Origin of the sequence: Burkholderia aenigmatica (assembly GCF_048627025.1) — a bacterium.
GTDB lineage: Bacteria > Pseudomonadota > Gammaproteobacteria > Burkholderiales > Burkholderiaceae > Burkholderia > Burkholderia aenigmatica.
This window is the reverse complement of the sequence record NZ_CP184469.1, coordinates 1,216,497-1,241,267: the sequence shown is the minus strand read 5'-3', so window position 1 is coordinate 1,241,267 and position 24,771 is coordinate 1,216,497. Positions and strand designations below refer to the sequence as shown.

Here is a 24,771-nt window from a genome sequence, read left to right as displayed (position 1 = left end):
GCGAACGCGTTACCGCTTGCCGCCTTCAGCGCGTTCAGGGCCACCCGGCGACGCCTCGTACGGCGGTGCGTCGAGCGCCGTTTCGCCTTCCTCGATCAGCCAGTACGGCGAACTGCCGTAGTACGCATGCAGTGCCTCGGCCCAGACCGGATCGGCCATGGCCGGCCAGCGATTCCGGTCGAAGCCGGGGGCTTCGCGCACGCGTTCGGTGGCGACCGGCAGCACGAAGCATTTGCGCTCGACGTCGAGCACGAGCACGTTCCACGGCACGGCGAGCAGCTTGTCGCCGCTCCCCGGCAGGCCGCGCGACGACACGACCGCATACGCGATCCGGCCGGTGCGCACGTCGAGCATGATGTCGGCGACCTGGCCGATGTCGTCGCCGTCCATCGTCAGGACGCGATCGCCCTCGAGCGTGCGGGCGGCCATCACGTCAGGCCCCGGCCCGCCGCGGGCCGCGCGACGGATGCCGCCGACGATGCGCGTGTCGGCGCGCGACGGTCTGTCCGTTGTCATCGAACACCTCCTGGTCGAAGCGGCACCCCGGGGCGGGCCACGCGGCATGAAGCGGCACCCCGGGGCGGGCCACCCGGCATGAACGGGCGCCGGTCAGCGCCGGCGCGGCAGCGACACGTCCTCGAGCGTATTGGCCAGCTCGTCGCGCTCGGGGCCGCCCGCGCGTGTCGCGATGTCGCCGAGCGACACGATGCCGACCAGCCGCCGGTTGCGGTCGAGCACCGGCAATCGATGCAACTGCACGTCGGCCATCCGCTGCTGGACGTCGCCGACGCCGTCGTCCTCGACACACCATTGCACGGGCGTGGACGCGACCGCCTTGACGGGCGTATCGGACGCATGGCCGTGCGACAGTCCGCGCACGGCGAGGTCGCGATCGGTCACGATCGCGACGAGTTCGGTGCCGTCGCAAACGGGCAGCACGCCGATATCGAAGCGCCGCATCAGTTCGGCCGCATGGCGAATCGTGTCGGTCGGCGCGACGCACACCACGTCGCGCGACATGATCTCGGTGACGCGATACATGAACGTCTCCTTCGTGAGCGAGACGATGAGGAAGCAGACGGAGTGCCGCGCGCGTGCCGCCCACGCCGGGCCGCGACGGCCAGGCGACGGAGAAATTTGCCAGCCCGCTTGTACATCTTCCACGGCGGCAGCCGTGAACGGGCGGGGCGGGACGTCAGTGGCCGATGCCCGTCATCGCGACGATCGCGAGCACCACTGCGCTTTCGATCGCCGCCAGCGCAGCGACGCCGGCGGCGCCGCTGATTTCATGCCATCTGCGTTCAAGGCGTTTCATCAGATCAACTCCGGATTGCTCCGGCGCGCCGCTGCGCCGCCGCGCAGCGCGGGCCGGGTGCCACCGTCAGCCGTGATCGGGGGGCGGGGAAGGAACGTGCGGCGCGCGGCGTTCGTGCTCGCCGGACGGCTTGGCAGGATCGATACGGGTCGCGCCGCCAACGGCGGGCGGGTCGCTGGCCGGAAACGTCTCCTCGAGTCCCTCGTCGATGCGTTCCTCCGTCTTGTCTTTGGACGGCGGGCGCGACGTGGCGAGCCAGAGCAGTCCGGCAGCCGGTGACACGGCGTCGTGGCGGCCGGGGGCGTGAACGGTCATGGTCGAACCTCCTTGATCATGGATGCGGGCGCAAGCGCCATGCCTGCGCGGGCCGACGGCACGACGCTTGCGCGTCGGCGGAACCGTACGGGGCGCGACGCAGCCACGCGCGCCGTCGGCGTGGACGAGAGGACATCGTGATGAATGCATCCAAAGAAAGGATACGTTACGACGCGAACGTATGCGGCGGCGATTTCTCCCATGTGCGCGGACGTTTCGACACGTGGAAGCGCGAATCGCTGGTCTATCGGCCCGAGCGGCGCATGTTCGACGGCAAGGACGAGGTACGCGAACTGAACGACACCGTCTACGACGGCCCCGAGCGCGCGCAGCGGGCGCTCGTCGCGCAATGCACGCCGTCCGACCGGTTCGCGCTCGCGGTGCGGCTGATCGCGGAGGGGCGCGCGATGTGGCTGGTGATGGCGGCCTACGACGACTGAGCGCACCGCCGCGCCCGACCGGAGCGGGCAACCGGAGAAAAGCGGCGCCGCAGCGGGCACGCCATTTGCGCGCGGTGGCAGCGCCATCGAGATGCGCGCGCCGTCGCGCAGGAGAGACATGAAGACGCCATTCACGCTGCACCGCCCCGAGCCGACGACGCCCGACGTCGACCCGAATCCGCCGCCGCCCGGGCACGACGATCCCGTCGATCCGCCGGTACCCGACGGGCTGCCGCAGGGCGACCCGCCGCCGCACCCGCCACCGATGCGGATGCCGGGAGGCAGCGGTGTGCCCCAACCGGCCGCGCGAAACCTGAAAAAAGGAGGACCCTCATGGACATTCACGTGCAATCGCCAGACAAGCGCGCGATCGCTCAGGTGCTGGGCCGCTATTTCGAATCGCGCTCGTTGCGCTATCACATCGAGGAATTGCCGGGCGGCGTGCTGCAGATCGGCTTTCGCGCCAGCGGCCACCCGGTCGCCGTCACCGTGTCGTTCGACGATGCCGCGTACGACACCTATACGCACTGGGATGCGAGCCAGAAGCAGCTCGCGCTCGGACGGCTTGCCGATGGCTTCTCGCGGATGATGTCGACGCGCAGCCCGGCCGCGCTGGCCGGCGACTATCACGTCGAGCGCTTCTGATTCCACCACGCTTCACCGGTCGGTGCCGGCCTACGGCAAAGTGCCCGCGCGCAGCGGGCGCTTTGCGTCTGCGCGCGTGTCGCGTAGGATGTCCGTTAATTCAGCGCACGCTACGTTCGCGCCGCAGGCTGCCAGCCGCTGCAGCCGAAGAGGCGCAATGCGCTTTCCTTCAGGTTCGATTCGCGCAACCGACGGGGACCGCCTTGATGACTGCTGCTCGCCCTTTGCTGTCGCCCGGCGCACGCCGGTTCGTTTCCGGTGTGTCGGCCTGTGCGGCGCTCGTCGCGGCCGATGCCCGCGACGCGTCGGCCCAGACGCCTTCGCCGCTCGGCGAATGGCAATACTCGGCGGGTGTGCCGCTCGAAAAACTGTACGACCCGAACATCTCCACCTGGGATATCAGCGTGGGTGCCGCGATGACGCTGCAGCCGCGCTATGCGGGCTCCGATCGCTATCGCGTGATGGGCGGCCCGAATCTCGACATCCGCTATCGCGACCTGTTCTTCCTGTCGACGGGCGAGGGGCTCGGCGCGAACGTGCTGCGCGGGCCGAACTGGCGCGTGAGCCTGTCCGTCGGTTACGACCTCGGGCGTCGTTCAGCCGACGATACCGAACACCTGAACGGCCTCGACAACATCAACGCGGCACCGGTGATGAAACTGGCGGCCGATTACGTGATCTCGAAGGAATTTCCGCTCGTGCTGCGCGCGGATATCCGGCGCAGCCTCGGCGGCTCGAACGGCTGGGTCGGCGATTTCTCCGCGTACATGCCGCTGCCGGGCAGCAACGAGCATTTCTTCTGGTTCGCGGGGCCGACCGTATCGTTCGCCGATTCGCGCTACATGAACAGCTGGTTCGGCGTGAACCAGGGCGCCGCCGCGCGTTCCGGGTTGCCGGCCTATTCGTCGGGGGCCGGGCTCAAGTCGTTCGGCGCGGGCGTGACGATGGCCTGGTTCGTGAACAAGCACTGGTTCGTCACGATCGACGGCGCGATCGAGCAGCTCGTCGGCCGCGCCGCGCGCAGCCCGATCACGCAGCAGTCGACCAACGGCGTGTTCGACATGTCGGTGAATTACCAGTTCTGACGGCGGCCGGGCAGCAGGTCGGGACGATACGGGGTGCGGCATCCGCCGTCACATTTGATATGATTCCGACCTGTACAAATGTACAGTGATCAATCCCGTGACGCCTGCTTCGCCGACGCCTCCGGCGTTTTACTACCTGACCAATTTCGAACGCGCGCTGGCCTGGCTCGGCGAGCGTTACGACGACCTGTTCGACGCGCACGAGCACGCGTTCGTCCGGCAGTTCGCGACACTGCCGCAGGCGTCGCGCGCGCTGCTCGTGCGGATGCTGATGCGCAACGGGGCCGACTTCCGCGCCAGCAAGCTCCTGTACGACGAAATCGGCTGCACGCTCGACGCGGCCGCGCCGCTCGTCGAGCTCGGCTGGGTCGACCCGGCGCCCGCGCTGACGCTCGACGAACTGTTCGCGCTGTCGACCAAGGCCGATCTGCTGCGTATCTTCCCGGCACTCGCCCCGCATGCGGGCGAGCGCAAGCCCGAATGGCTCGAACGGCTGCGACCCGCGCACGACGTCGCGCAACCGCTCGACGCGTGGTGCGCGCAGGCCGGCGACCGCGTGCTGCGCGTGACGGTGGGCGCGCTGTGCGACCGGCTGCGCCTGATGTTCTTCGGCAACCTCCATCAGGACTGGAGCGAGTTCGTGCTCGCCGATCTCGGCGTGTTCCAGTACGAAAGCGTGCCGATCGCACCGTCGTCCCGTGCGTTCCAGCAGCGCGGCGACGTCGACGCGTATCTCGCGCTGCAGATGTGCCGCGATGCGCTCGACGCATGGCCCGACGATCTGCCGTTCGACGACCTGATGCGCGCGATCGACGCGGTCGGCTGCGCGCAGCCGTGGCTCGCGACGCGTCGCGCGAAGCTGCTGTTCGCGCTCGGGCAGACCTGCGAGCGCCGGGCCGACTGGACTGCCGCGCTCGACGCGTATGCGCGCAGCGCATGGCCCGGCAGCCGCCATCGGCGCATCCGCGTGCTCGAACGCTGCGGGCGTGACGACCAGGCGCTCGCGCTGGCGCTCGATGCGCGCGGCGGCTTCGAGAGCGACGAGGAACGCCAGCGTGTCGAGCGCATGCTGCCGCGCCTGCAGCGCCGGCTCGGCCAGCGCGTCGAACGTGCGGCCGCCGCCGCGGACGTACCGCGCGAAACGCTCGTGCTGGCGCGCCCCGACGCGTTCGTCAGTGTCGAATTCGCGGTGCGCGACCATCTCGCGCAAGCGGCTTCGCCGGTTCATTACGTCGAAAACACACTGATCAATTCGCTGTTCGGGCTGCTGTGCTGGGAGCCCGTGTTCGCGGCGGTGCCCGGTGCGTTTTTCCACCCGTTCCAGCGCGGCCCGGCCGACCTGCACGCGCCCGATTTCGCCGCGCGCCGGGCAGACGCGTTCGCCGCGTGTTTCGCGCAACTCGATTCGGGCGCCTATCGCGACACGATCCGCCGGCATTTCGCGACGAAGGCGGGGCTGCAATCGCCGTTCGTGTTCTGGGGCGTGCTGAGCGACGAACTGCTCGATGAGGCGCTCGCGTGCCTGCCGCCCGAGCACTTGCGGCTGTGGTTCACGCGCCTGCTCGCGGATATCCGCAGCAACCGGTCGGGGCTGCCCGATCTCGTCCGCTTCTGGCCCGGTGAGCGCCGCTACGAGCTGATCGAGGTGAAAGGCCCCGGCGACCGCCTGCAGGACAACCAGACGCGCTGGCTCGCCTACTGCGTCGCGCACGGCATCCCGGTGCGCGTGATCGATGTCGAGTGGGCCGGTGAAGGCGTCGCGCACGCCGAAGCGGCGGGTCTGTCCGCATGAGCTACGTCGTCGCGGTGCGGGCGATGTGCGAGTTCACCGCGCGACGCGGCGATCTCGACCTGCGCTTCACGCCCGCACCGACCGCGCTCGAAGGCATCGCCGGCCATGGCGCGGTCACGTCGAGCCGCGGCGCACGCTACGAAACCGAGATCGCGCTGACGGGCACGTGGGGCACGCTCACCGTGCGCGGCCGCGCGGACGGCTACGATCCGGTGGCGAACCGCCTCGAGGAGATCAAGACCTATCGCGGCAGCCTCGATGCGATGCCGGCCAACCATCGCGCGCTGCACTGGGCGCAGGCGAAGGTCTATGCGCACTTGATGTGCGACGCACGCGGCCTCACGGAAATCGACGTCGCGCTCGTCTATTTCGACATCGTGTCCGAGCGCGAGACGATGCTGACGCAAACGCTGGGAGCGGCCGAGCTCGCGACGTTCTTCGCCGAGCAGTGCGCGTGCTTCGTCGGCTGGGCCGAGCGCGAGACGGCCCATCGTGCGGCGCGCGATGCGGCGCTGCGCGCGCTCGCGTTTCCGCACGGACAGTTCCGCAGCGGCCAGCGCGAGCTGGCGGTGGCCGTCTATCGCGCGGCACGCGACGAGCGTTGCCTGATGGCGCAGGCGCCGACCGGCATCGGCAAGACGCTCGGCACCGTGTTTCCGCTGCTGAAGGCCTGCGGCGAGGGCGAGCTCGACCACGTGTACTTCCTGACCGCGAAAACGCCTGGCCGCGCGCTCGCGCTCGAAGCGGCGACGACGCTCGGCGCCGGCACACCCGCGCTGCCGCTGCGCGTGCTCGAACTCGTTGCGCGCGACAAGGCATGCGAGCATCCCGACAGCGCGTGCCACGGCGAATCGTGTCCGCTCGCGAAAGGTTTCTACGACCGGCTGCCGGCCGCGCGCGATGCGGTGATCGAGACCGGGCTGCTCGATCGGGACACGGTGCGCACGGCCGCGCTCGCGCATGACGTCTGCCCGTACTACCTGTCGCAAGAGCTCGCGCGCTGGTCCGACATGATGATCGGCGACTACAACTACTACTACGACGGCAGCGCGATGCTGCACACGCTCGCGCAGCAGAACCAGTGGCGCGTCGGCGTGCTCGTCGACGAAGCGCACAACCTGCTCGATCGCGCGCGCAAGATGTACAGCGCATCGCTTGATCCGTTCGCATTCGCGGCCGCGCGCGAGGCCGCGCCCGCCGCGCTGCGCAAGGCCTTCGACCGGCTCGCCCGCGCCTGGGGTACGGTCAATCGCGCGCAGGCCGAGCGCTATGCCGCGTATCCGGAGATACCGGGCCCGATCGTGTCGGCCGTGCAGAACCTCGTCGCGGCGATCGGCGAACACCTGACCGACGCGCCGCGCGCGAACGGCGACGCGCTGCTGCGGTTTCATTTCGAGGCGATCCAGTTCGGCGTGCTGGCCGAAGCGTTCGACAGCGCGTCGATCTTCGACGCGACGCTGCATGGCGAGCCGATGCCGCGCCAGCCGGCGCTCGATGGCGTTGCGGCGCCCGGCCGCCGGCGCCGCGTGCAGTCGACGCTGTGCGTGCGCAACGTGATTCCGGCCGGCTTTCTCGCATCGCGCTACGAAGCCGCGCGCGCGACCGTGCTGTTCTCGGGCACGTTGAGCCCGTTTCATTTCTATCGCGACACGCTCGGGTTGCCCGGCGACACGGGCTGGCTCGATGTCGACGGGCCGTTCCGCGCCGAGCAACTGACGGTGCGCGTCGCCAGCCACGTGTCGACGCGCTGGCGCGACCGCGACCGTTCGCTCGAACCGATCGTGGACCTGATCGCCGCGCAGTACGCGACGCGGCCCGGCAACTACCTCGGCTTCCTGAGCAGCTTCGACTACCTGGGGCGCGTGGTCGCGCTGATGCAGACGCGGCATCCGGACGTGCCCGTCTGGGCGCAGGCGCCCGGCATGGCCGAAAGCGAGCGCGACGCGTTTCTCGCGCGTTTCGACGCGGGCGGGCGCGGCGTCGGCTTCGCGGTGCTGGGCGGGGCGTTCTCGGAGGGTGTGGACCTGGTCGGCGAGCGGCTGATCGGCGCGTTCATCGCGACGCTCGGGCTGCCGCAGGTCAACGACGTCAACGAGCAGATGCGGCGCGCGATGGACGCGCGTTTCGGCAACGGCTACGACTACATGTACCTGTATCCGGGCTTGCAGAAGGTCGTGCAGGCGGCCGGGCGCGTGATCCGCACCGAGCACGACGAAGGCGTCGTGCATCTGATCGACGACCGTTACCGGCGGCGCGAAGTGCGCGATCTGCTGCCGCGGTGGTGGCGGATCGGGTGAGACGGAAGAAGCGCGGCCGGCAGACTGCCGATTCCGGCAGGTGGGCGCCATCCGTCGCGTAGCGAGATCGGGCGGCCGCGGACGCGGCCTGGGCGGGTGCTGCCGCTACAGCACATTCAGCATCGCGAGCGCGGCTTCCTGCAGGTGCGGCAGGACGCGCCGCACGGCCGCGTCGGTCGTCTCCGCGCCGATCGGCATGTTCGTGCTCAGCGCGGCGACCACTTCGCCGTGACGGTTCTTCAGCGGCACCGCGATCCCGCGCACGCCGACCTGCAATTGCTGTTCGATCGCCGCGAAACCGGCGTCGCGTGCCTGGTCGACCTGTTCGAGCAGGCGCGCCTTGTTGGTGATCGTGTGCGGCGTGAACGGCGGCAATTCGGTGTCGTCGAGCCACGCGCGCACGGCTTCGCGATCGGGATGATGGGCGAGCAGCACGACACCCGGCGACGTCAGCGGCGCCGGCACGCGCGCGCCGAGCACGAAGCCGGTCGTCATCACGCGCGACACGCCGTTGCGCGCGATGAACACGAGTTCCCAGCCGTCGAGCACGCTCACATACGCCGATTCGTTCAGCGATGCGCTCAATTGCTGCAGATAGGGTTGGACCGTTCGCGGCAGCCGCGCCGAATCGAAGTACGACCAGCCGACCCGCAGCACGCGCGGCGTGAGGCCGTACAGCTTGCCGTCGGTGTACACGTAGCCGAGCGATTCGAGCGTCAGCAGGTAGCGCCGCGCGGCCGTGCGCGTGAGGCCGGTACGCGCGGCGGCCTGGGTGGGCGTCATGCGCGCGTGCTGACTGTCGAACGCCTCGAGGATCGCCAGGCCTTTTTCGAGGCCGGCAATCCAGTCGCGTCGGTCGAGTTCGGGCTTTTTCATCGTCGGAGGGGCGCCTGGGTGCGCGGTAATCGCGCGCGAATGGGCGATTATCGCGCAAATCGGATCTGTCGCAACGCATGGCCGGGCTTGTATGATTCGACGCTGGATGTGTGCCCCGAGTATGTGCCCCGAGCCCGGAACATGACCGTCGACGACAACCGATATCTCCTCCTGCCAATCGCCCGCCGTATCGCCCGCTGCGCCGTGCTGGTGGCGCTGGCGTCGTTGCCGGCGGCGCAGGTTTGGGCGGGGGCGCCGGCCACGCAGGATGCATGGACCGTGGCGGTCAGGCAGGCCATCCTGCAGCGGCTGCAGATCCCGGCCGGGTCGGGCCATCCGTCGTCCGGCACGTACAAGGCGCGCCTGAGCGCACGAATCGGCCGCGACGGCTCGGTGACGCAGGTGGAAATTGGGCAGTCGTCGGGCTATGCGGATCTGGATCAGGCGGCGGTGGCCGCGTTCCGGGGCGGGAACGTGCCGGCGTTCTCGCCGGACATGCCTCAGGATTCGATGCTGCTCAATGTGCCGATCGTCTTCGATCTCGGCCCGGCGCAGCCGGATGCCGGCAACGGGCGGCGGTTCAGCGATGCGATGACGGGGCTGTCGTTCTCGGTGCCGGTGCCGCTGCAGTTGGGGGAACGGCATACGCGGCCGTCGATGCCGCTGGTCGTCGACGTGACGAATCCCGAGCCGGTGCCGCGCTACGCGGGGAAATCGAACAGCCTGTGCGCGGTGGCGCTGAAGTCGCAATCCTCCGCGATGGCCGACGTATCGCAGCGCGAACTGAATTCACCGGAGGCGATCGCCAACCTGAAGGCGTCGATCGAGTCGACGATTTCGATCCTCGGCGTGATCGAGCGCATGTCGCCGATCGAGCTCGGCGGCGGCGTGAAGGGGCAGGAAACCGTGTATTCGCCGAAGATCGGGCCCGATCATGAGCGCGTCAGGCTGTACATGGCGCTCGGCGATACGCCGAGCTACCGGATCAGCCTGACGTGCGCGACCTATGTGGAAGACATGCCGAAAGCCTTGCCGCTGTTCCGCAGCATCGTGAAAACGATGGCGTTGGGGACGTCGCACTGAGCTGCAGCATGACGTCGGGGCGAGGTGCGCCGCGTTCAGGGCTGCGGAAGGCGTCGGGCAACCGGATGGACACGAGCGTCCAGTATCCATCGAGCTCGACCGACGACAGCCTCGGCCAGCGGCCGAGCCATCCCGCACGCGGGACGACCGCGGTGATGCTGTACGGCTTCGATCACATGGGCGCGGGCGACGTCGACTGCGGGGACGCAGAGTGACGCCTGGCGGGTAGCACGGCCGGCCGGAACCGGCCGACGGGCAGGTGATGCTGATTGCCGGGCTGCCTGTCGAGGCAGCCGGAAGAAAACGGAAGGGGAAAAGGCGGCCGCGGTATCACGCGTACCGCCTCCGGTGCAGCGCTCGTTACTCGCTGCTCGTCCACTCGACGTTCGCGCCGACCGAGCGCAGGTTCTCGACGAAGTGCGGGTGCGCGCGGCGGATCGGCAGCGCGTTCATGATTTCCGAGCGGCCTTCGATGCTCGCGGCCACCATCAGCAGCGCGATCGCGACGCGGATGATGTACGGGCTCTCGACGCGCGCCGGCGTCAGTTGCAACCCGCCGAACGTGATCAGCCGATGCGGATCGGACAGCAGCACGTGCGCGCCGAACTTCGAGAGTTCGCCCGACCAGCCGAGCGCACCGTCGTAGACCTTGTTCCAGAACATCGCGCTGCCTTCCGCGCGCACGCCGAGCGCGATGAAGATCGGCAGCAGGTCGACCGGCAGGTACGGCCACGGCGCGGCTTCGACCTTGGTGAGAATGTTCTGCGTGAACGGGCGGCGCACGCGCAGCGGGCCGTCGCGTTCCGCACGCGACCAGCCGTCGCGGTGCGTGATGTTGACGCCGAACTTCGCGAACGTGCGGTCGATCAGCGGGAAGTGTTCGGGCGACGAGTTGCGCACCGTGATGTCGCCGCCCGTGATCGCGCCGAGCGCGAGGAACGTCGCGATCTCGTGGAAATCCTCGGCGAAGCGGAACTCGCCGCCGCCGAGCTTGCGGCCGCCCGTCACGCAGAGCCGCGACGTGCCGATGCCCTCGATCGCGACGCCGATCATCGCGAGGAACTGGCAGAACTCCTGCACATGCGGCTCGGACGCGGCGTTCATCAGCGTCGACGTGCCGTTCGCGGTCGTCGCGCACAGCGCGAAGTTCTCGGTGGTCGTCACCGACGCGTAGTCGAGCCAGTGGTCGTTGGCCGTCAGCGGGCCGTCGGTGCGGACGATCAGCGAATCGGGCGTGCGCTCGATGTGCGCGCCGAAGCGCTCGAACACCTCGACGTGCGGATCGATTTCGCGCACGCCGAGCGTGCAGCCCTTCACGTCGTTCTCGAGGCGCGCGACGCCGAAACGCGCGAGCAGCGGCGGGATCAGCATGATCGACGAGCGCATCGCTTCCGGCAGCCGATGGACCGCCGGATCGAATTTCGTGTTGCGATGGTGGAGTTCGAGCAGGCCCGTCGTGAAGTCGACCGATACGTCGCTGCCGAGCGTGCGGAAGATGTCGAGGATCTTGCGTACGTCGGTGATATCCGGCACGCCGATGAGACGCAGCGGCTGATCGGTCAACAGGGTGGCGCACAGAATCGGCAGGACGGCGTTCTTGTTCGCGGACGGCTTGATGTCCCCGCGCAGCGGAGTGCCGCCGTGGACGATGAGATTCGACATGATATGGGGGCGTATCGGTGACTGACGTAGGCCCATATGATGCCATTGGTCGGCGGGCGGCGTGGAATGTTCAGAGGGGAAAAGGGGGAATCGGTGGGTGTAACTGACAGTGTTTGACGTCGCGCGCACGAACGGAAGGCAGTGGCGCCGTTGCCGGTCACCGTTGAACAATGCGTGATGGCCGGCCGCGGGTCGGGCCGGCCATCCGGACGAGTTGTTACTGCGCCGCCCGCATCCGCGCGGCGACGACCAGCGAGATCAGGCAGCCGACCGCGAGATAACCGGCGACGAGGTGCCACGAACCGCCGGCCACACTGACGAGGCCCACCGCGATGAACGGCGTGAACCCGCCGCCGACCACGCTCGCGAACTGGTAGCCGACGCCCGCGCCGCTATAGCGGTATTCGGCGCCGAACAGTTCCGTGAACAGCGGCTGCTGGACGCTCACGACCATGTCGTGTGCGGCGTTCGCGAGCAGGATCGAGAAGATCACGATCCACGCGATCGACCGCGCCTCGAGCGCGAGGAAGAACGGCACCGCCGATGCTACGCCGATCAGCGCACCGATCAGGTAGATGCGGCGCAGGCCGTAGCGGTCGGCCAGCCACGCGAAACACGGGATCGTCACGCAGCTCACCGCGCCGACCAGCAGGCCGATGTTCAGGAACAGGTCGCGCGACATGCCGAGGTTCGTCGTCGAATAGCTGAGCGCGAACGCGGTGACGATGTACATCGTGAACAGTTCGGCGAGGCGCAGCGCGATGATCAGCAGGAACGCCTTCGGATGGCGCGTCAGCGCTTCGAGCACCGGCAGGCGCAGCTTGCGGTTGCCGTGTTCGACCTTGTCGACGAACTCCTGCGATTCGTCCATGTTCTTGCGCACCCACAGCCCGATCAGCACGAGCACGATGCTGAACACGAACGGCAGGCGCCAGCCCCACGACTTGAACGCGGCCTCGCCGAGCGTGTGGCTCAGGATCGACACGATGCCCGTGGCCAGCACGAGGCCGACGCCGTAGCCGACCTGCACACCGCTGCTATAGAACGCCTTCTTCTGCTTCGGCGCGCTCTCGACGGCCATCAGCGCCGCGCCGCCCCATTCGCCGCCGACCGCGAAACCCTGGATCGCGCGCATCAGCACCAGCAGCACGGGCGCCCACCAGCCGATCGTCGAGAACGCCGGCAACAGGCCGATCGCGACCGTCGACAGCCCCATCAGCATCACGGTCAGCACCAGCATCCGCTTGCGGCCGAGCCGGTCGCCGTAGTGGCCGAACACGACGCCGCCGAGCGGCCGGAACAGGAAACCGACGCCGAAGGTCGCGAATGCCGCGAGCGTGCCCATCGTCGGGCTGACTTTCGGGAAGAACTCGGAATTGAATACCAGCGCGGCGACGATCCCGTACAGCAGGAAGTCGTACCAGTCGACCACGGCGCCGACGAAGCTGCCGATCGCGGCCTTGCGGGCCTGGCTGCGTATGCGGGCACTGGCGGTGGCGTCGAGGGTGTCGATGGTTGGGGTCATGGCGGTGTCTCCTGGCACGGCGCATCGAGGAATCGTGGCGGTGCCGCGTCCGATGCTGCATTGAAGTCGATGGGTGAACGGAGAATAGGGCGCGCGCCGCGCGGCGGCAATTGGCCAAACGGGCAAAGTGCGCGATTATCGTTCAATTCCGTGCGATTATCGAACGCTTTCCGGGTTTGCACTAGGCGGGGCGGCGATATCCCTTTTGGCCAGGGTGTGCCGCCGTGAACGATCTGGTTAAAATCTGCAGCATTGATAACTCGCCCGTTCGGGGCGGATGCGCGGCGGCCGCCCTGGCCGCGCATGCCGCACGCGACGGGCGCCATCCCCATCGACGCATGCCCCCGGAGACTGGAATGCCCGGCAATTCCCACCCCCTGTCCAGCGATACGCCGCCCGTTGCCGATCCGGCTGCCAATCCGCTCGGGATGGCCGGCCTCGAATTCGTCGAATTCGCGGCGCCCGTGCCGGAAGCGCTCGCGCAGCGCTTCGAGCAGCTCGGGTTCAAGGCGATCGCGCGGCATGTCAGCAAGGACGTCACGCTCTATCGGCAAGGGCAGATGCATTTCCTGATCAACGCCGAGCCCGAATCGTTCGCCGCACGCTACGCGGAGGAATACGGGATGGGCGTCTGCGCGATCGGGTTGCGCGTGGCCAGCGCCCGGCGCGCGTTCGAGCGGGCGATCGAGCTCGGCGCGTGGGCGTTCGAAGGCGAGAAGGTCGGGGTCGGCGAGCTGAAGATTCCGGCGATCCAGGGCATCGGCGATTCGCACCTCTATTTCGTCGACCGCTGGCGCGGGCGCGACGGCCAGCGTGGCGGCGTCGGCGATATCTCGATCTTCGACATCGATTTCCGGCCGATCGACATCGCGACCGCGCATACCGATCTCGACTGCGTGGGCGTCGGGCTGCAGCAGGTCGATCATTTCACGCAGACCGTCGGTGCGGGGCGCATGCAGGAGTGGCTGGATTTCTACCACGACCTGCTGCATTTTCGCGAGATCCACGAAATCGACGCGCACTGGCATGTGTCGGAGGAATCGCGTGTGATGGTGTCGCCGTGCGGCGCGGTGCGGATTCCGGTCTACGAGGAGGGTACGCGGCGCACCGAGCTGATGCACGCGTATCTGCCCGACCATCCGGGCGAGGGCGTGCAGCATGTCGCGCTGGCCACCGACGACATCCTGTCGTGCGTCGATGCGCTGCGTGCGAACGGCGTCGAATTCATCGAGCCGCCGGCCCGGTATTACGACGACGTCGACGCGCGGCTGCCGGGGCACGGCGTCGATCTCGACGCGCTGCGCCGCCGGGCGGTGCTGGTCGACGGCGAGATCGGCAGCGACGGCGTGCCGCGCCTGTTCTTCCAGACCTTCGTCAAGCGCCGGCCCGGCGAAATCTTCTTCGAAGTCGTGCAGCGCAAGGGGCACCACGGGTTCGGGGAAGGGAATCTCGCGGCGCTCGCCCGCGCGCGCGACGCCGGCTGAGCTGCCGCGGCGCCCGCATCGGGCGTCACACGCGATACCTGACGCTTCACGCGCCGGCGGCCGGCACGCGGTTCGGCGCGGGGTCGTTCGGCTCGCGCAGCACGCACGCGGTGCCGCCCGGCGTGTACATCGACACGACACAGCGGTTGCACGACGTGCAGCCCGACTGCGCGAGCCGGCCGTCACGCAATCCGTTGACGAAATCCGGCTCGAACACGAGCGCGCGTGCAAGCGCGACCGCGTCGAACCCTTCGCGCATCGCCAGCTCGACGTTCCCGCGCGAACGTACACCGCCGAGGTAAGCGAGCGGCATCTTGACGGCCTCGCGCACTTTCCTCGAGTGCTCGAGGAAATACATCTCGCGAAACGCGCCCATCTTCGGCTCGGTGAGCTTCTGCAGCGCCATCGCGGCGCGCACGATCGCGTTGTCGGCATTCGCGCGCGCATCGCCGGGCAACGGGCTGCCGAACAGCTGCCACACCGATTCGACGTTCATTCCGCCGCTGAGCACGAGCAGGTGCGCGCCTTCGGCTTCGAGCCGCCGCGCGATTTCGCATGCGTCGTCGGCCGTGCCGCCGCCGCGCACGCCTTCGGTCACGCCGATCTTGCAGACGACGGCGAGGTCGCGGCCCACCGCATCGAGCACGCGGCGCAGCACCTCGACCGGGAATGCGGCACGCCGTGCCGCGTCGCCGCCGTATGCATCGCGGCGGCGGTTGTACAGCGGCGACAGGAACTGGCTGAGCAGATAGCCGTGCCCCATGTGGATCTCGACCGCATCGAAGCCGGCGTCGCGCGCATGGCGTGCGGCTTGCGCGAATTCGTCGGCGACGGCCGACATCTGGTCGCGCGTCATCGCCTGCTTCAGAAAGCGGCCGCTCATCACGCCGACCTTGTTGAAGCCGCCCGATGCGCTCAACGGCCGTGCGGTCGACAGCGACGGCAGGAACGTGAAGCAGCCGCCGTGCGTGATCTGCGCGGATGCGGCCGCGCCGTGGCGATGGACTGCGTCGGTCAGCGCGCGGAACTGGCGGACGGTCGGCACGTCGAGCCGCGCCTGGTCGACGAACGTGCGGCCGTCGTCGCTGATCGCGCAGTACGCGACGGTCGTGAGCGCCGCGCCACCTTCGGCGATGCGTTCGTGAAAGCGGACGAGCGCGCGCGACGGCACGCCGTTCGGCGTCATGCCCTCGTTGGTGGCGGATTTGATCAGGCGGTTGCGCAGCGTCAGCGGGCCGATCTGCAGCGGGCTGAACGCGGTCGTGAGGTCGGCGGATTCCATGAGGGGGCGGGTGTCGGGAATGGGCACGGCGACCATTGTGCGGCGGTGGCGCATGCGCGCATCATCCGGGTGGACGAGCCGGGTGGCGGTGATGGCAAGCCGGTGTGCCGTCGGGCGCGCCAGCCGGGCCGGCCTCACGGCCACGCACTTCGTTCGTCACCCGACGTGATGCGTTGCCGGCTGCATTCGTTCCGGAATCGCGGCGGATGTGCCGGTTCAGTCCGGATGTGCCGCCGAAGCAGCGCATTGAATCGCCATATCCGGTTCTCGAACCTGGCCGATGCGTCAGCGCAACCCGTACTGGACGGGATCTCGATCGCGGCGGATCTGTGCGTCCAGCCCGGATGGTCTGTCCAGTCCGTGCATTGAATCGCCATATCCGGTTCTCGAACCTGGCCGATGCGTCAGCGCAACCCGTACTGGACGGGATCTCGATCGCGGCGGATGTGTGCGTCCAGCCCGGCTGATCGGTCGAGTCAGTGCATTGAATCGCCATATCCGGTTCTCAAGCCCGGCCGATGCGCCAGCGCGACCTGAAACGGACCTGACCTCGATCGATGCATCGAACGCCACCAGACGCTCAAGCCTGCCCCAAACCCGACAGCCACCCGTCAAGCCACATTACGCGGGATCGCCAGCCCCGAGCTTGCGAACCTGCCGGCGCATGCCATCGAAGATCGCGTCTGCCACGTCCGCCGGAAAATCCGCCGGGATCTGCGCGGCAGCTTCGGCGATCGCGGGTTCCGTGCGTGCGACGACGGCCGCCATCGCGGCGCGCACGTCGTCTTCGGTCAGGCCGACGCGCCGGCCCTGCGCGATCCAGTGGCGCGGCTGGATCTCGCCGATCACGTAGTGCCGGTTCTTCCCGCACACGGCCATCGCGAGCCGTGCGCGGCGCGGCGGAAGCTGGTTGCGGCGCGTGCCGAGGATCGGATGCGCGGACAGCACGTCGTACAGCGGCGTGCTGCGGTACGTGTTGCCGGGCAGGTGCGCGATGCTGAAGTTCTTCGCGTGCCCGTCGATCGCCGCCAGCACCCAGAACACGAGCTGCGCGATGAAGAAATTCATCCGGTCGTGCGCGGCGTCGGCCGAATTCGCGAGGATGCCCATGATCGTCTCGATGCCGGGGCCGCCGTCGGATTCGTATTTCGCGCCCGACGGCGTGCCGGTCGCCTGGCACATGTCCTCCTGCGGCAACCGCAGGATCCACGTGCGGTCGCGCGAAGCGCGCCGGTCGAAGCGCTCGACGATCAGCGCCTTCTGGTCGTCGAATCGGCCGATCTCGCACCGCGCGACCGGCAACCCGTACGCGGCGACGAGCCTGGAGCACAGCCATTCGTTTTCGACGGACGTTCGCATGTCGGCCTGCATGTTCCCGACGCGCCCGAGCGGCAGCTTGAAGATGTGCGTCGTCGGCGTGCTGCCCGATGGCCGCAGCCAGCGATTTCCCTGGCGCAGCAACGCGGTCTTTTCCTGCGCGCCGGCAATCGACAGGCGCAGGTCGCCTTCCGGTTCCGGGCGGCCGGGCAGCGGCGCGGCGGTCGCGTGGCGCAGCACGTCGGCGACGGCCGCGTCGTCGAGCGTCACGCCGTCGATCGCTTCGAGATCGATGGGCGTTTCGCCAGGCGGCAGCATCTGGATCGCGCCGACGCAATCGCGGCCGATCGACGCGAGCAGTTCGAACGGCGCCGTCGATCGGAGCCGGTAACGCTGCGCGATGCGACGGCGGATCGGCTCGCTGTCCGGCAGCAGGTTGTCGAAGTAATCGGCGACGATCGCGCCCTGGTGCGGCTGGTTGCCGGGCGTGAAGGGCAGCGACAGCGACAGCGGCCGCCCCTGCGGATCGTCGAGCCAGGCCGGCAGGTAGACGAGACGCTCGACGCCGCGCCGGACTTCCCAGTAGCCGACCGGAATGCCGTTCATCCACAGGTCGAGCCGGTCGTGACGGGTGCGCGTGGCCATCGTCACCAGTCCTCCCGCTTCGATACCCGTGGCTTGGCCGGTGTTGCGGTCGCGGGCCGCTTGCGTGCGGCACCGGTCGTGGGTTTGGCTGGACTGTTGGCGGGCGTGGTGCCGCGCGCCGCATCCGGCTTGCGTTTGCTCGCCGCCGGTTTGCGAACCGCCGGCGCGGCATCGGGCGCGGGAACAGGGTCGGCCGATGCCGCCGGGACATCCTGCTTGCCTTGCGCGAGCGTCATGTGAACGCCGAGCGTGTTCAGCACTTTGAAGAGCCGCTCGATACTGACCGCCGACGGGTTGGCTTCGAGCTGCGCGTAGGATTGCTGCGTGACGCCCAGGCGGGCGGCCAATTGCGCCTGCGTGAGGCCCGCGGCTTTCCGGAAGCCGACGAGTATCGGACGCAGCTGGGTCAGGGTCTGGACAGGAAAGGCCATCGGGCGCTCCGCGGGATGACAGGCGATCGTTTGTAATCGGGAAATACAGTCTATGGCATGTATCGTCAAAATACAAACCCAAGACTGTATTTAACAAAAACAAACGATAGCCTGTTATACGGAAAGCCGGCCGGCCATCCCGCGTCAACGCGTCATGCCGCCCGCAGCGGATTCGCGTGCGCGCTCCGCGCGCTTTCCGGATCGTCGTCGCCGAGCGGAATGAACGCCATGATCTCCAGGTCGTGCCCCGACAGCGCGGGCAGCCGGAACGGGCTCGACAGCACGTTCAGGGGTTCTACGCCGGAACCCCAGAAAATTCCGTCATTCCACATTGTGAACGTCAATCGGTTTGTTGCCTGACGTGCCGAGCGAGTAACTCAGTCGGTAAATGCCTGCCCGAACTGCCGTGCCCGCTTTACATCGTCGGTATGCAAGTAAATCGACGTGGTCGAAATCGACGCGTGACGCAGGTTATCTCGTACGGCGCTCAGCTCAACCCCTCTGGCGATCGCGTGGGTCGCATGGGTGTGCCGCATCCAGTGCGGAGAGGCCCGATGCAGCTTTTCAGCCAGCACCGGATGGTCGTTCTTGATAATCTGCGCGACGAGCCGAAAAAACCGGCGCATGACTTCCCACAGCCGCAAGGGCTTGATGCCGGCATCGGCGTCGTCAAGGCTGCCAATCAGGGACGTGGTCGGATTCCAGTGAGCACGGCTGACAGGAAGCCCCCGCTCCTGCAGATATCGGTCCAGCGCTGTGCGCGCTAGGGGTGTCAGGGTAACGCGGGCTGGCTTGCCGCCCTTGCCGACCACGTGCAGCCAGTGATCACCGGCTGCGTCGACTTCGATGCTGCGCAGTGTGGCGTCAGCCAGTTCGCTGATCCGCAGTCCCGTTGCGTAGCCGAAATCCAGCATGAACCGCAACCGTTGCGCAGCGGGCGCCTGCCAGCCGTACGACCACTCGAGCCCGTTGGCGATGGTGCGCGTCAGCATCCATTCTCCTTCGGTGAAAGCGTGCGAGGTTTCAAGAGCCATGGCGCGCTTGCTGCCGCGTACCTTGATGCCGGAGAATGGGTTGGCCACGACGTAGCGCTGCTCGACCAGCCAGCGGAACATGGCGCTGAGCACGGCAAGCGCATGCGCAATCGAACGGGCCGAGAGGTTGTCGACAAACGGGCGCCAGTCCGTTGATGTGCGCGGCCGCGGTGGCCCGACCCAGCGTTCTCGCGGTGTAGGTCTGCGCAGAAACGCCCTGTAGTCGGTGGCATCCCGGGTGGTCAGCGAAGACAGCGCCTTGCCGCGAGCAACGATGCCCCAGAGAATCAGCCGTTCGGCTTCCTTGCGGTAGGCCCGCTGCGTGGCCGGGGATTCGTGCAACGCGAGCCATGCCTGGATAGCGTCGTAATCGTTGTCGACGCCGAGGATGCAGGCCGACACCGGTGCGCGGAAGGCGCCGGCGGATCCGTCGATCTCGTGCGGTAGCCGTAGTTGCTCCCAAGGCGTCACGACTGACTGCCGATCCGCGATGATCAGTGCGCGGGCCCGCTCCGTGAGCGCCGGGTACGCGGCAAAGAAGGCCTCGATCCTTCTTGCACTGGCCGGCCCGAGACCCGGAATGACGGTCCACCACTGCCGGCGACGCGGAATCCGTACCGTGAGATCGGCCAGGGTCCGGATGCCGGCCGCGTGCAGGGTGCGGGCAGCGCGATTCGGCAGCCAGTGCGCAATGTCGTCGCCGATCTGCGGAGCTGGCGCAGGCATGATGCGCAGTAGCTCGACAGCCTGCGTGGTGGCGCGCGCATGATGCATACGCTTTTGGGCCGGGCATTCGAACAGCGTGGCCAGATCTGCCCGCTGTCGGTTACGGGCATAAAGTGCCAGTTGCCGGCGGATCTGGCCGATGACGCCGCGGGCTGACTGGCTGTGGCTGAGCCGATCTTGCATGTACCGGTGTGCCGCCTCACGCGAGGATGCGCCCTCGTACCAGGCACGCAGCGCTGCCAGTGCATCAGCATCAGGAAAGTCGGTCGGGATGTCGGCGGCGGACGGGCTCGTGGGGCGCGTTTTCATGTCATCGAGTTTAATATGGAAACAATGCCACAGAGATAATAAAGCTTATCTCTGTAGAATGCGGGAGTTCAATATTTCTGTCGTACCCCATGTCGTGATATCACAAAATTGAAGGATCTGACGTTGCGTGGAGAGGATGGTCGATGATCAACAAGAATAAGCTGCTCAGCGTCTTTTCCGACGCCGAACAGGAAGCCCTGTATGGCCTGCCTGATTTCGACGATGCGCAGCGGCTGGAATACCTGGCATTGACCGAATCCGAACTGGCGCTCGCCAGTAGCCGGCCCTCCATACCCGCGCAGGTCTATTGCATCTTGCAGATTGGCTACTTCAAGTCCAAGCACGCCTTCTTCCGCTTCGATTGGGACGAGGTTGAGGACGATTACGATTTCGTGTTGAGCCGCTATTTCCACGGCGAGCCGTTCGAACGCAAGCCGATCACCCGGCACGAGTACTACGCCCAGCGCGAACAGATCGCTGAACTGTACGGCTATCGACCGTGGGTGGCCGCCTTCCTGCCGCAACTCATGCAGCAGGCCGCGCAGATCGTACGTCGCGACGTGACACCGGGATTCGTCGCCGCCGAGCTCATCGTGTGGCTCAATGAGCACAAGATGATCCGGCCCGGCTACACGACCTTGCAAGAGCTAGTCAGCGAAGCCCTGTCCGTCGAACGTCGGCGGCTGGGCGACCTGCTCACCGGCGTATTGGACGAATTGACCCAAACCGCGCTAGACCAACTTCTGGTGCGCGATGATACTCTGTCGAAACTGGCGGCGCTGAAACAGGATGCCAAGAATTTCGGCTGGCGTCAGATGGTCCGCGAACGCGAAAAGCGCGGCACGCTGCAGCCGTTGCACGAAATCGCCAGGACGCTGCTGCCCCGGCTGGATATCTCGCAGCAGAACGTGCTGTACTACGCAAGCCTGGCGAACTTCTATACCGTCCACGACCTGCGCAACCTGAAGGCGGATCAGGCGCAGCTCTACCTGCTGTGTTACGCCTGGGTGCGCTTCCGACAGCTCACCGACAACCTGGTCGATGCGATGGCCTTCCACATGAAGCAGCTCGAGGAAGAAAGCAGCGCGGGCGCGAAACAGTCACTCATCGCCGAGCAAGTAAAACGCCATCGGGAAACGCCGCAGATCGGCCGCCTGTTGTCGCTCTATGTGGACGACAGCGTAGCCGATCCGACGCCGTTCGGCGAGGTGCGTCAGCGCGCCTATAAAATCATGGCCAAAGATGTGCTACAAAACACGGCGCAACGCATGACGGTCAAGCCGCTGAGTCAACTGGCACTACACTGGTTGGCGGTGGACGGCCTAGCCAAACGTATTCGCCGTCACCTGCGCCCCTTGTACGTCGAGCTCGACTTCGTCGGCACCTCCCCAGACAACCCGTGGCTCGCGGCGCTGGCTTGGGTCAAGGGGGCCTTCGCCAAACAGCAGCGCCTGTCACAACGACCGCTCGCCGAATGTCCCGCGGCCACGCTGCCGAAGCGCCTGCGACCGTACCTGCTGATCTTCGGCGCTGATGGTCAGCCGACCGGTTTGCACGCCGATCGCTACGAATTCTGGTTGTACCGCCAGATCCGGAAGCGCTTCCAGTCGGGAGAGATCTATCTCGACGACAGTCTGCAACATCGTCACTTCTCCGACGAGCTTGTTTCGATGAACGAGAAGGCCGACGCGCTGGCGCAGATGGAGATCCCGTTCCTGCAGCAGCCAATCGATGCCCAACTCGATGCGTTAGCGGCCGAGTTGCATGCACAATGGCTGGCCTTCAACCGAGAGCTGAAACAGGGCAAGCTTACGCACCTGGAATACGACAAGGATACGCAGAAGCTGATTTGGCGCAAACCGAAAACCGAGAACCAGAAGGTGCGTGAGCAGGCATTCTACGAGCAACTGCCATTCTGCGATGTTGCCGACGTGTTCCGCTTCGTCAACGGCCAGTGCCAGTTCCTGTCGGCGCTGACGCCATTGCAGCCGCGCTACGCGAAGAAGGTAGCGGACGCCGATAGCCTGATGGCGGTTATCATCGCTCAGGCAATGAACCATGGCAACCATGTCATGGCGCGCACCAGCGACATTCCGTACCACGTTCTGGATAGCACCTACCAGCAGTATCTGCGTCAGGCGACGCTGCATGCGGCCAACGACTGCATCAGCAACGCCATCGCCGCGCTGCCGATCTTCCCGTACTACTCGTTCGATCTCGATGCGCTGTACAGCGCCGTCGATGGGCAGAAATTCGGCGTCGAGCGACCGACCGTGAAGGCGCGTTACTCGCGCAAATACTTCGGACGAGGCAAAGGCGTCGTCGCCTACACGCTGCTGTGCAATCATGTCCCGTTGAACGGCTACCTAATCGGCGCGCACGAGTACGAGGCGCATCACGTGTTCGACATCTGGTATCGCAACACGTCGGATATAGTGCCGACTGCGATCACCGGCGACATGCACAGCATCAACAAAGCCAACTTCGCTATCCTGTATTGGTTCGGGTTGCGCTTCGAGCCTCGCTTCACAAACCTCGATGACCAGTTGCAGGAATTGTATTGTATCGACGACCCGGCGCTGTACGAGAAATGCCTGATTCAGCCGATCGGACAAATCGATCGGCAGCTCATCACCAGTGAGAAGACAAATATCGATCAGATCGTCGCCACGCTGGGCCTCAAAGAGATCACGCAGGGCTCGCTGATCCGCAAACTATGTACGTACTCGCAGGAAAACCCGACACGTCGCGCGATTTTTGAGTTCGATAAGCTCATTCGTACCATCTACACGTTGCGTTACCTGCGCGACCCGCAGCTCGAGCGAAACGTGCATCGCTCCCAAAACCGCCTCGAGTCTTACCATCAGCTTCGTTCGACCATCGCCCAGGTCGGCGGCAAGAAGGAATTGACCGGCCGCACCGACATCGAAATCGAGATCAGCAACCAGTGCGCCCGGCTGATCGCCAACGTCATCATTTTTTACAACTCGGCGATTCTGTCGCATCTACTGACGAAATGGGAGGCCAGTGGCAACGCCAAGGCGCTGGCGCGGCTTACGCAGATATCACCGGCAGCCTGGCGGCATATCCTTTTGAACGGGCACTACACTTTTCAAAGCGACAACAAAATCGACCTGGACGCGCTCATTGCAGGGCTCGAATTGGAGTGATCGAATTTTCGGCGGTTCTGGCTTGGAATCCCTTATTCCTGTTACGGTGGAATACGATGCCACAACCAGGTAATCCTTTACCCCCAGCCGTGGTCAACACCTGGCGACTGAGCGTCGGCACGTCGCTGTTCGTGATCGATATCCTGGCCGACGGCAGCTGGCGACCGGCGTATATTGCGCCAAAGCGGCTGGGTGGCTGGACGATGGATGTGTTGCCGAACATGCCGCCGACGTTAGTCGATATCGCTCCCTCGGTACGCACCTGGGCGCGACAGTACGGCGCGAATGTAACGAACCGGCGCACGCCGGCGCGCCGGTTTCCCGCGCAAACCGCTTCTTCGAACAGGACGCCAGAATGAACATGCTGAAACGTCGTCTCGATGCGACAGACGAAAAGCTGCAGGAGCTGAAAACAGCCCGCAAAGCGGCAGCTAAGGCGCAGCGCCAGCAGGTCAAGCAAACGCGCGCGGATCGCGAGCGAAAGATCATGCTGGCCGGCGAGGCGTTGCTGCGGCGTGTCGATCGCGGCGAGTGGGATGAAGCCGATTTCCGCGCGATGATGGACGATTATCTGTCGCGGCCCGCCGATCGCGCGCTGTTCGAGCTCGACGATGTATAGCCTTTGATGTTCGACGTCGACGCACCGCACAGCCAGGTCGGCAAATGTTGATTTGATTCACGATGAAGGATGCCCGATGCTGCCAACGCTCCGCATGAACCGGAATTTTGTCGAGGCCTTGCTGGCCGAGCGCGCGCCCTGCTTTGCGATGGGACTCGTGGCCGAGGGCCAGACGCACTATGCTTGCCTGGCACTGCGGCCGGTGGATGACATTCCGAACGACGTAACACGCAGCGGTTTCAACTTTGGCCACTCGATACGCGGCACCGACGACTTCGAGGTCGTACACTTCGGCTTAGAGTTTTACGGCTACCGCATCTTCAATGCGCTGATCAATCCGAGCAACTTCATCGCCAGGACAATCCTGTCGCACATGGTCGACACGAAGGCGTTTTTCTTCTTCGCGGTCAACCCGTCAGGCGGTGTGACGGTGTTCAAGTCCGGCATCGGTGAATGCAGCCTGGACAGCATCGAGTCTAATCTCGAGCGGATACTGCGCTCGAGCACGTCCGATGCTCAGTACGACGCGGCGCTGACAACGTTCAGCGACCATCCAGATCCGGTCGGGCCGATGCTGCACTGGGTTTGCCGGGACTGCGAAGATTGTCTCGACCTGTCCCACAATGTAATCGAACTGGGCCCCGCGTAACGGTCCTGATGGTCCGTGTGACCGAGACCGTCATGTCACTCACCGGACGTCGCTCCAACATTCTTCGGCT

General features: G+C 66.4%; 23 protein-coding genes. 12 read left to right on the top strand and 11 right to left on the bottom strand.

Annotation, left to right across the window (positions count from 1 at the left end):
* Positions 1-9 precede the first annotated feature (9 nt).
* From ACN8ZM_RS22635 to ACN8ZM_RS22625, 3 genes are all read right to left on the bottom strand, one after another.
* A complete protein-coding gene (locus ACN8ZM_RS22635) occupies positions 10-516 on the bottom strand; it encodes a PRC-barrel domain-containing protein (RefSeq protein ID WP_420212440.1) in 507 nt (168 codons plus the stop codon).
* Between the two features lie 93 nt (positions 517-609).
* On the bottom strand, positions 610-1,041 hold the full coding sequence (locus ACN8ZM_RS22630; protein ID WP_089453003.1) for a CBS domain-containing protein: 432 nt from the start codon (positions 1,039-1,041) through the stop codon (positions 610-612).
* A gap of 340 nt (positions 1,042-1,381) precedes the next feature.
* Positions 1,382-1,630 (bottom strand): hypothetical protein, encoded by a 249-nt coding sequence (locus ACN8ZM_RS22625; RefSeq protein ID WP_043183698.1) that lies wholly within the window; start codon positions 1,628-1,630, stop codon positions 1,382-1,384.
* Between the two features lie 140 nt (positions 1,631-1,770).
* On the opposite strand from ACN8ZM_RS22625, the gene ACN8ZM_RS22620 reads away from it, so the two are divergent.
* The 5 genes from ACN8ZM_RS22620 to ACN8ZM_RS22600 all read left to right on the top strand — a co-directional run bounded on the left by ACN8ZM_RS22620 (position 1,771) and on the right by ACN8ZM_RS22600 (position 7,889).
* Positions 1,771-2,070 (top strand): hypothetical protein, encoded by a 300-nt coding sequence (locus ACN8ZM_RS22620; RefSeq protein ID WP_043183699.1) that lies wholly within the window; start codon positions 1,771-1,773, stop codon positions 2,068-2,070.
* 333 nt (positions 2,071-2,403) lie between these two features.
* Positions 2,404-2,715: a hypothetical protein gene (locus ACN8ZM_RS22615; RefSeq protein WP_011355236.1), complete on the top strand. Its 312-nt coding sequence runs from the start codon at positions 2,404-2,406 to the stop codon at positions 2,713-2,715.
* Between the two features lie 206 nt (positions 2,716-2,921).
* Positions 2,922-3,800 (top strand): MipA/OmpV family protein, encoded by an 879-nt coding sequence (locus ACN8ZM_RS22610; RefSeq protein ID WP_043183702.1) that lies wholly within the window; start codon positions 2,922-2,924, stop codon positions 3,798-3,800.
* A gap of 97 nt (positions 3,801-3,897) precedes the next feature.
* Complete coding sequence (locus tag ACN8ZM_RS22605) at positions 3,898-5,592, top strand: VRR-NUC domain-containing protein (RefSeq protein ID WP_420212657.1); 1,695 nt, start codon at positions 3,898-3,900, stop codon at positions 5,590-5,592.
* Complete coding sequence (locus ACN8ZM_RS22600; protein ID WP_420212439.1) at positions 5,589-7,889, top strand: ATP-dependent DNA helicase; 2,301 nt, start codon at positions 5,589-5,591, stop codon at positions 7,887-7,889. The genes ACN8ZM_RS22605 and ACN8ZM_RS22600 overlap by 4 nt, the downstream gene beginning before the upstream one ends.
* 105 nt (positions 7,890-7,994) lie before the next feature.
* Here ACN8ZM_RS22600 and ACN8ZM_RS22595 read toward each other — a convergent pair whose 3' ends face one another.
* A complete protein-coding gene (locus ACN8ZM_RS22595; protein ID WP_011355232.1) occupies positions 7,995-8,765 on the bottom strand; it encodes an IclR family transcriptional regulator domain-containing protein in 771 nt (256 codons plus the stop codon).
* Between the two features lie 141 nt (positions 8,766-8,906).
* On the opposite strand from ACN8ZM_RS22595, the gene ACN8ZM_RS22590 reads away from it, so the two are divergent.
* Positions 8,907-9,848 (top strand): energy transducer TonB family protein, encoded by a 942-nt coding sequence (locus ACN8ZM_RS22590; RefSeq protein WP_420212438.1) that lies wholly within the window; start codon positions 8,907-8,909, stop codon positions 9,846-9,848.
* Between the two features lie 8 nt (positions 9,849-9,856).
* Positions 9,857-10,063, top strand: a complete 207-nt coding sequence (locus ACN8ZM_RS22585) for a hypothetical protein (RefSeq protein ID WP_420212437.1) — start codon at positions 9,857-9,859, stop codon at positions 10,061-10,063.
* 145 nt (positions 10,064-10,208) lie between these two features.
* On the opposite strand, the gene ACN8ZM_RS22580 is transcribed toward ACN8ZM_RS22585, so the two are convergent.
* Together ACN8ZM_RS22580 and shiA are read right to left on the bottom strand one after the other, a co-directional pair.
* Complete coding sequence (locus tag ACN8ZM_RS22580; protein WP_043183708.1) at positions 10,209-11,510, bottom strand: UDP-N-acetylglucosamine 1-carboxyvinyltransferase; 1,302 nt, start codon at positions 11,508-11,510, stop codon at positions 10,209-10,211.
* A 217-nt stretch (positions 11,511-11,727) separates the two neighbouring features.
* The gene (gene shiA / locus ACN8ZM_RS22575; RefSeq protein ID WP_205822605.1) at positions 11,728-13,035 is read right to left on the bottom strand and encodes a shikimate transporter; all 1,308 of its coding nucleotides are present in this window, start codon (positions 13,033-13,035) and stop codon (positions 11,728-11,730) included.
* A 356-nt stretch (positions 13,036-13,391) separates the two neighbouring features.
* Between shiA and ACN8ZM_RS22570 the strand changes: the two genes are divergently transcribed.
* On the top strand, positions 13,392-14,519 hold the full coding sequence (locus ACN8ZM_RS22570; RefSeq protein ID WP_089452993.1) for a 4-hydroxyphenylpyruvate dioxygenase family protein: 1,128 nt from the start codon (positions 13,392-13,394) through the stop codon (positions 14,517-14,519).
* A gap of 46 nt (positions 14,520-14,565) precedes the next feature.
* Here ACN8ZM_RS22570 and ACN8ZM_RS22565 read toward each other — a convergent pair whose 3' ends face one another.
* The 5 genes from ACN8ZM_RS22565 to ACN8ZM_RS22545 form a co-directional block, all read right to left on the bottom strand.
* Positions 14,566-15,801, bottom strand: coding sequence for an NADH:flavin oxidoreductase (locus ACN8ZM_RS22565; RefSeq protein WP_420212436.1), 1,236 nt, complete (start codon positions 15,799-15,801; stop codon positions 14,566-14,568).
* Between the two features lie 621 nt (positions 15,802-16,422).
* Positions 16,423-17,763, bottom strand: coding sequence for a type II toxin-antitoxin system HipA family toxin (locus ACN8ZM_RS22560; RefSeq protein WP_420212435.1), 1,341 nt, complete (start codon positions 17,761-17,763; stop codon positions 16,423-16,425).
* A 2-nt stretch (positions 17,764-17,765) separates the two neighbouring features.
* Positions 17,766-18,194: a helix-turn-helix domain-containing protein gene (locus tag ACN8ZM_RS22555; RefSeq protein ID WP_089452990.1), complete on the bottom strand. Its 429-nt coding sequence runs from the start codon at positions 18,192-18,194 to the stop codon at positions 17,766-17,768.
* Between the two features lie 152 nt (positions 18,195-18,346).
* Positions 18,347-18,526 carry a hypothetical protein gene (locus ACN8ZM_RS22550; RefSeq protein ID WP_420212434.1) on the bottom strand — a complete coding sequence of 60 codons (180 nt, stop codon included), beginning with the start codon at positions 18,524-18,526 and terminating at the stop codon, positions 18,347-18,349.
* 45 nt (positions 18,527-18,571) lie between these two features.
* Positions 18,572-20,263, bottom strand: a complete 1,692-nt coding sequence (locus tag ACN8ZM_RS22545) for a site-specific integrase (RefSeq protein WP_007180429.1) — start codon at positions 20,261-20,263, stop codon at positions 18,572-18,574.
* Between the two features lie 143 nt (positions 20,264-20,406).
* Between ACN8ZM_RS22545 and ACN8ZM_RS22540 the strand changes: the two genes are divergently transcribed.
* The 4 genes from ACN8ZM_RS22540 to ACN8ZM_RS22525 all read left to right on the top strand — a co-directional run bounded on the left by ACN8ZM_RS22540 (position 20,407) and on the right by ACN8ZM_RS22525 (position 24,701).
* On the top strand, positions 20,407-23,433 hold the full coding sequence (locus ACN8ZM_RS22540) for a Tn3 family transposase (RefSeq protein ID WP_007181927.1): 3,027 nt from the start codon (positions 20,407-20,409) through the stop codon (positions 23,431-23,433).
* Positions 23,430-23,792, top strand: coding sequence for a hypothetical protein (locus ACN8ZM_RS22535; protein WP_156903410.1), 363 nt, complete (start codon positions 23,430-23,432; stop codon positions 23,790-23,792). Before ACN8ZM_RS22540 ends, ACN8ZM_RS22535 begins: the two co-directional genes overlap by 4 nt.
* On the top strand, positions 23,789-24,052 hold the full coding sequence (locus ACN8ZM_RS22530) for a hypothetical protein (RefSeq protein WP_007180432.1): 264 nt from the start codon (positions 23,789-23,791) through the stop codon (positions 24,050-24,052). Before ACN8ZM_RS22535 ends, ACN8ZM_RS22530 begins: the two co-directional genes overlap by 4 nt.
* Before the next feature lie 76 nt (positions 24,053-24,128).
* Positions 24,129-24,701: a hypothetical protein gene (locus ACN8ZM_RS22525; protein ID WP_007180433.1), complete on the top strand. Its 573-nt coding sequence runs from the start codon at positions 24,129-24,131 to the stop codon at positions 24,699-24,701.
* Positions 24,702-24,771: the final 70 nt, after the last annotated feature.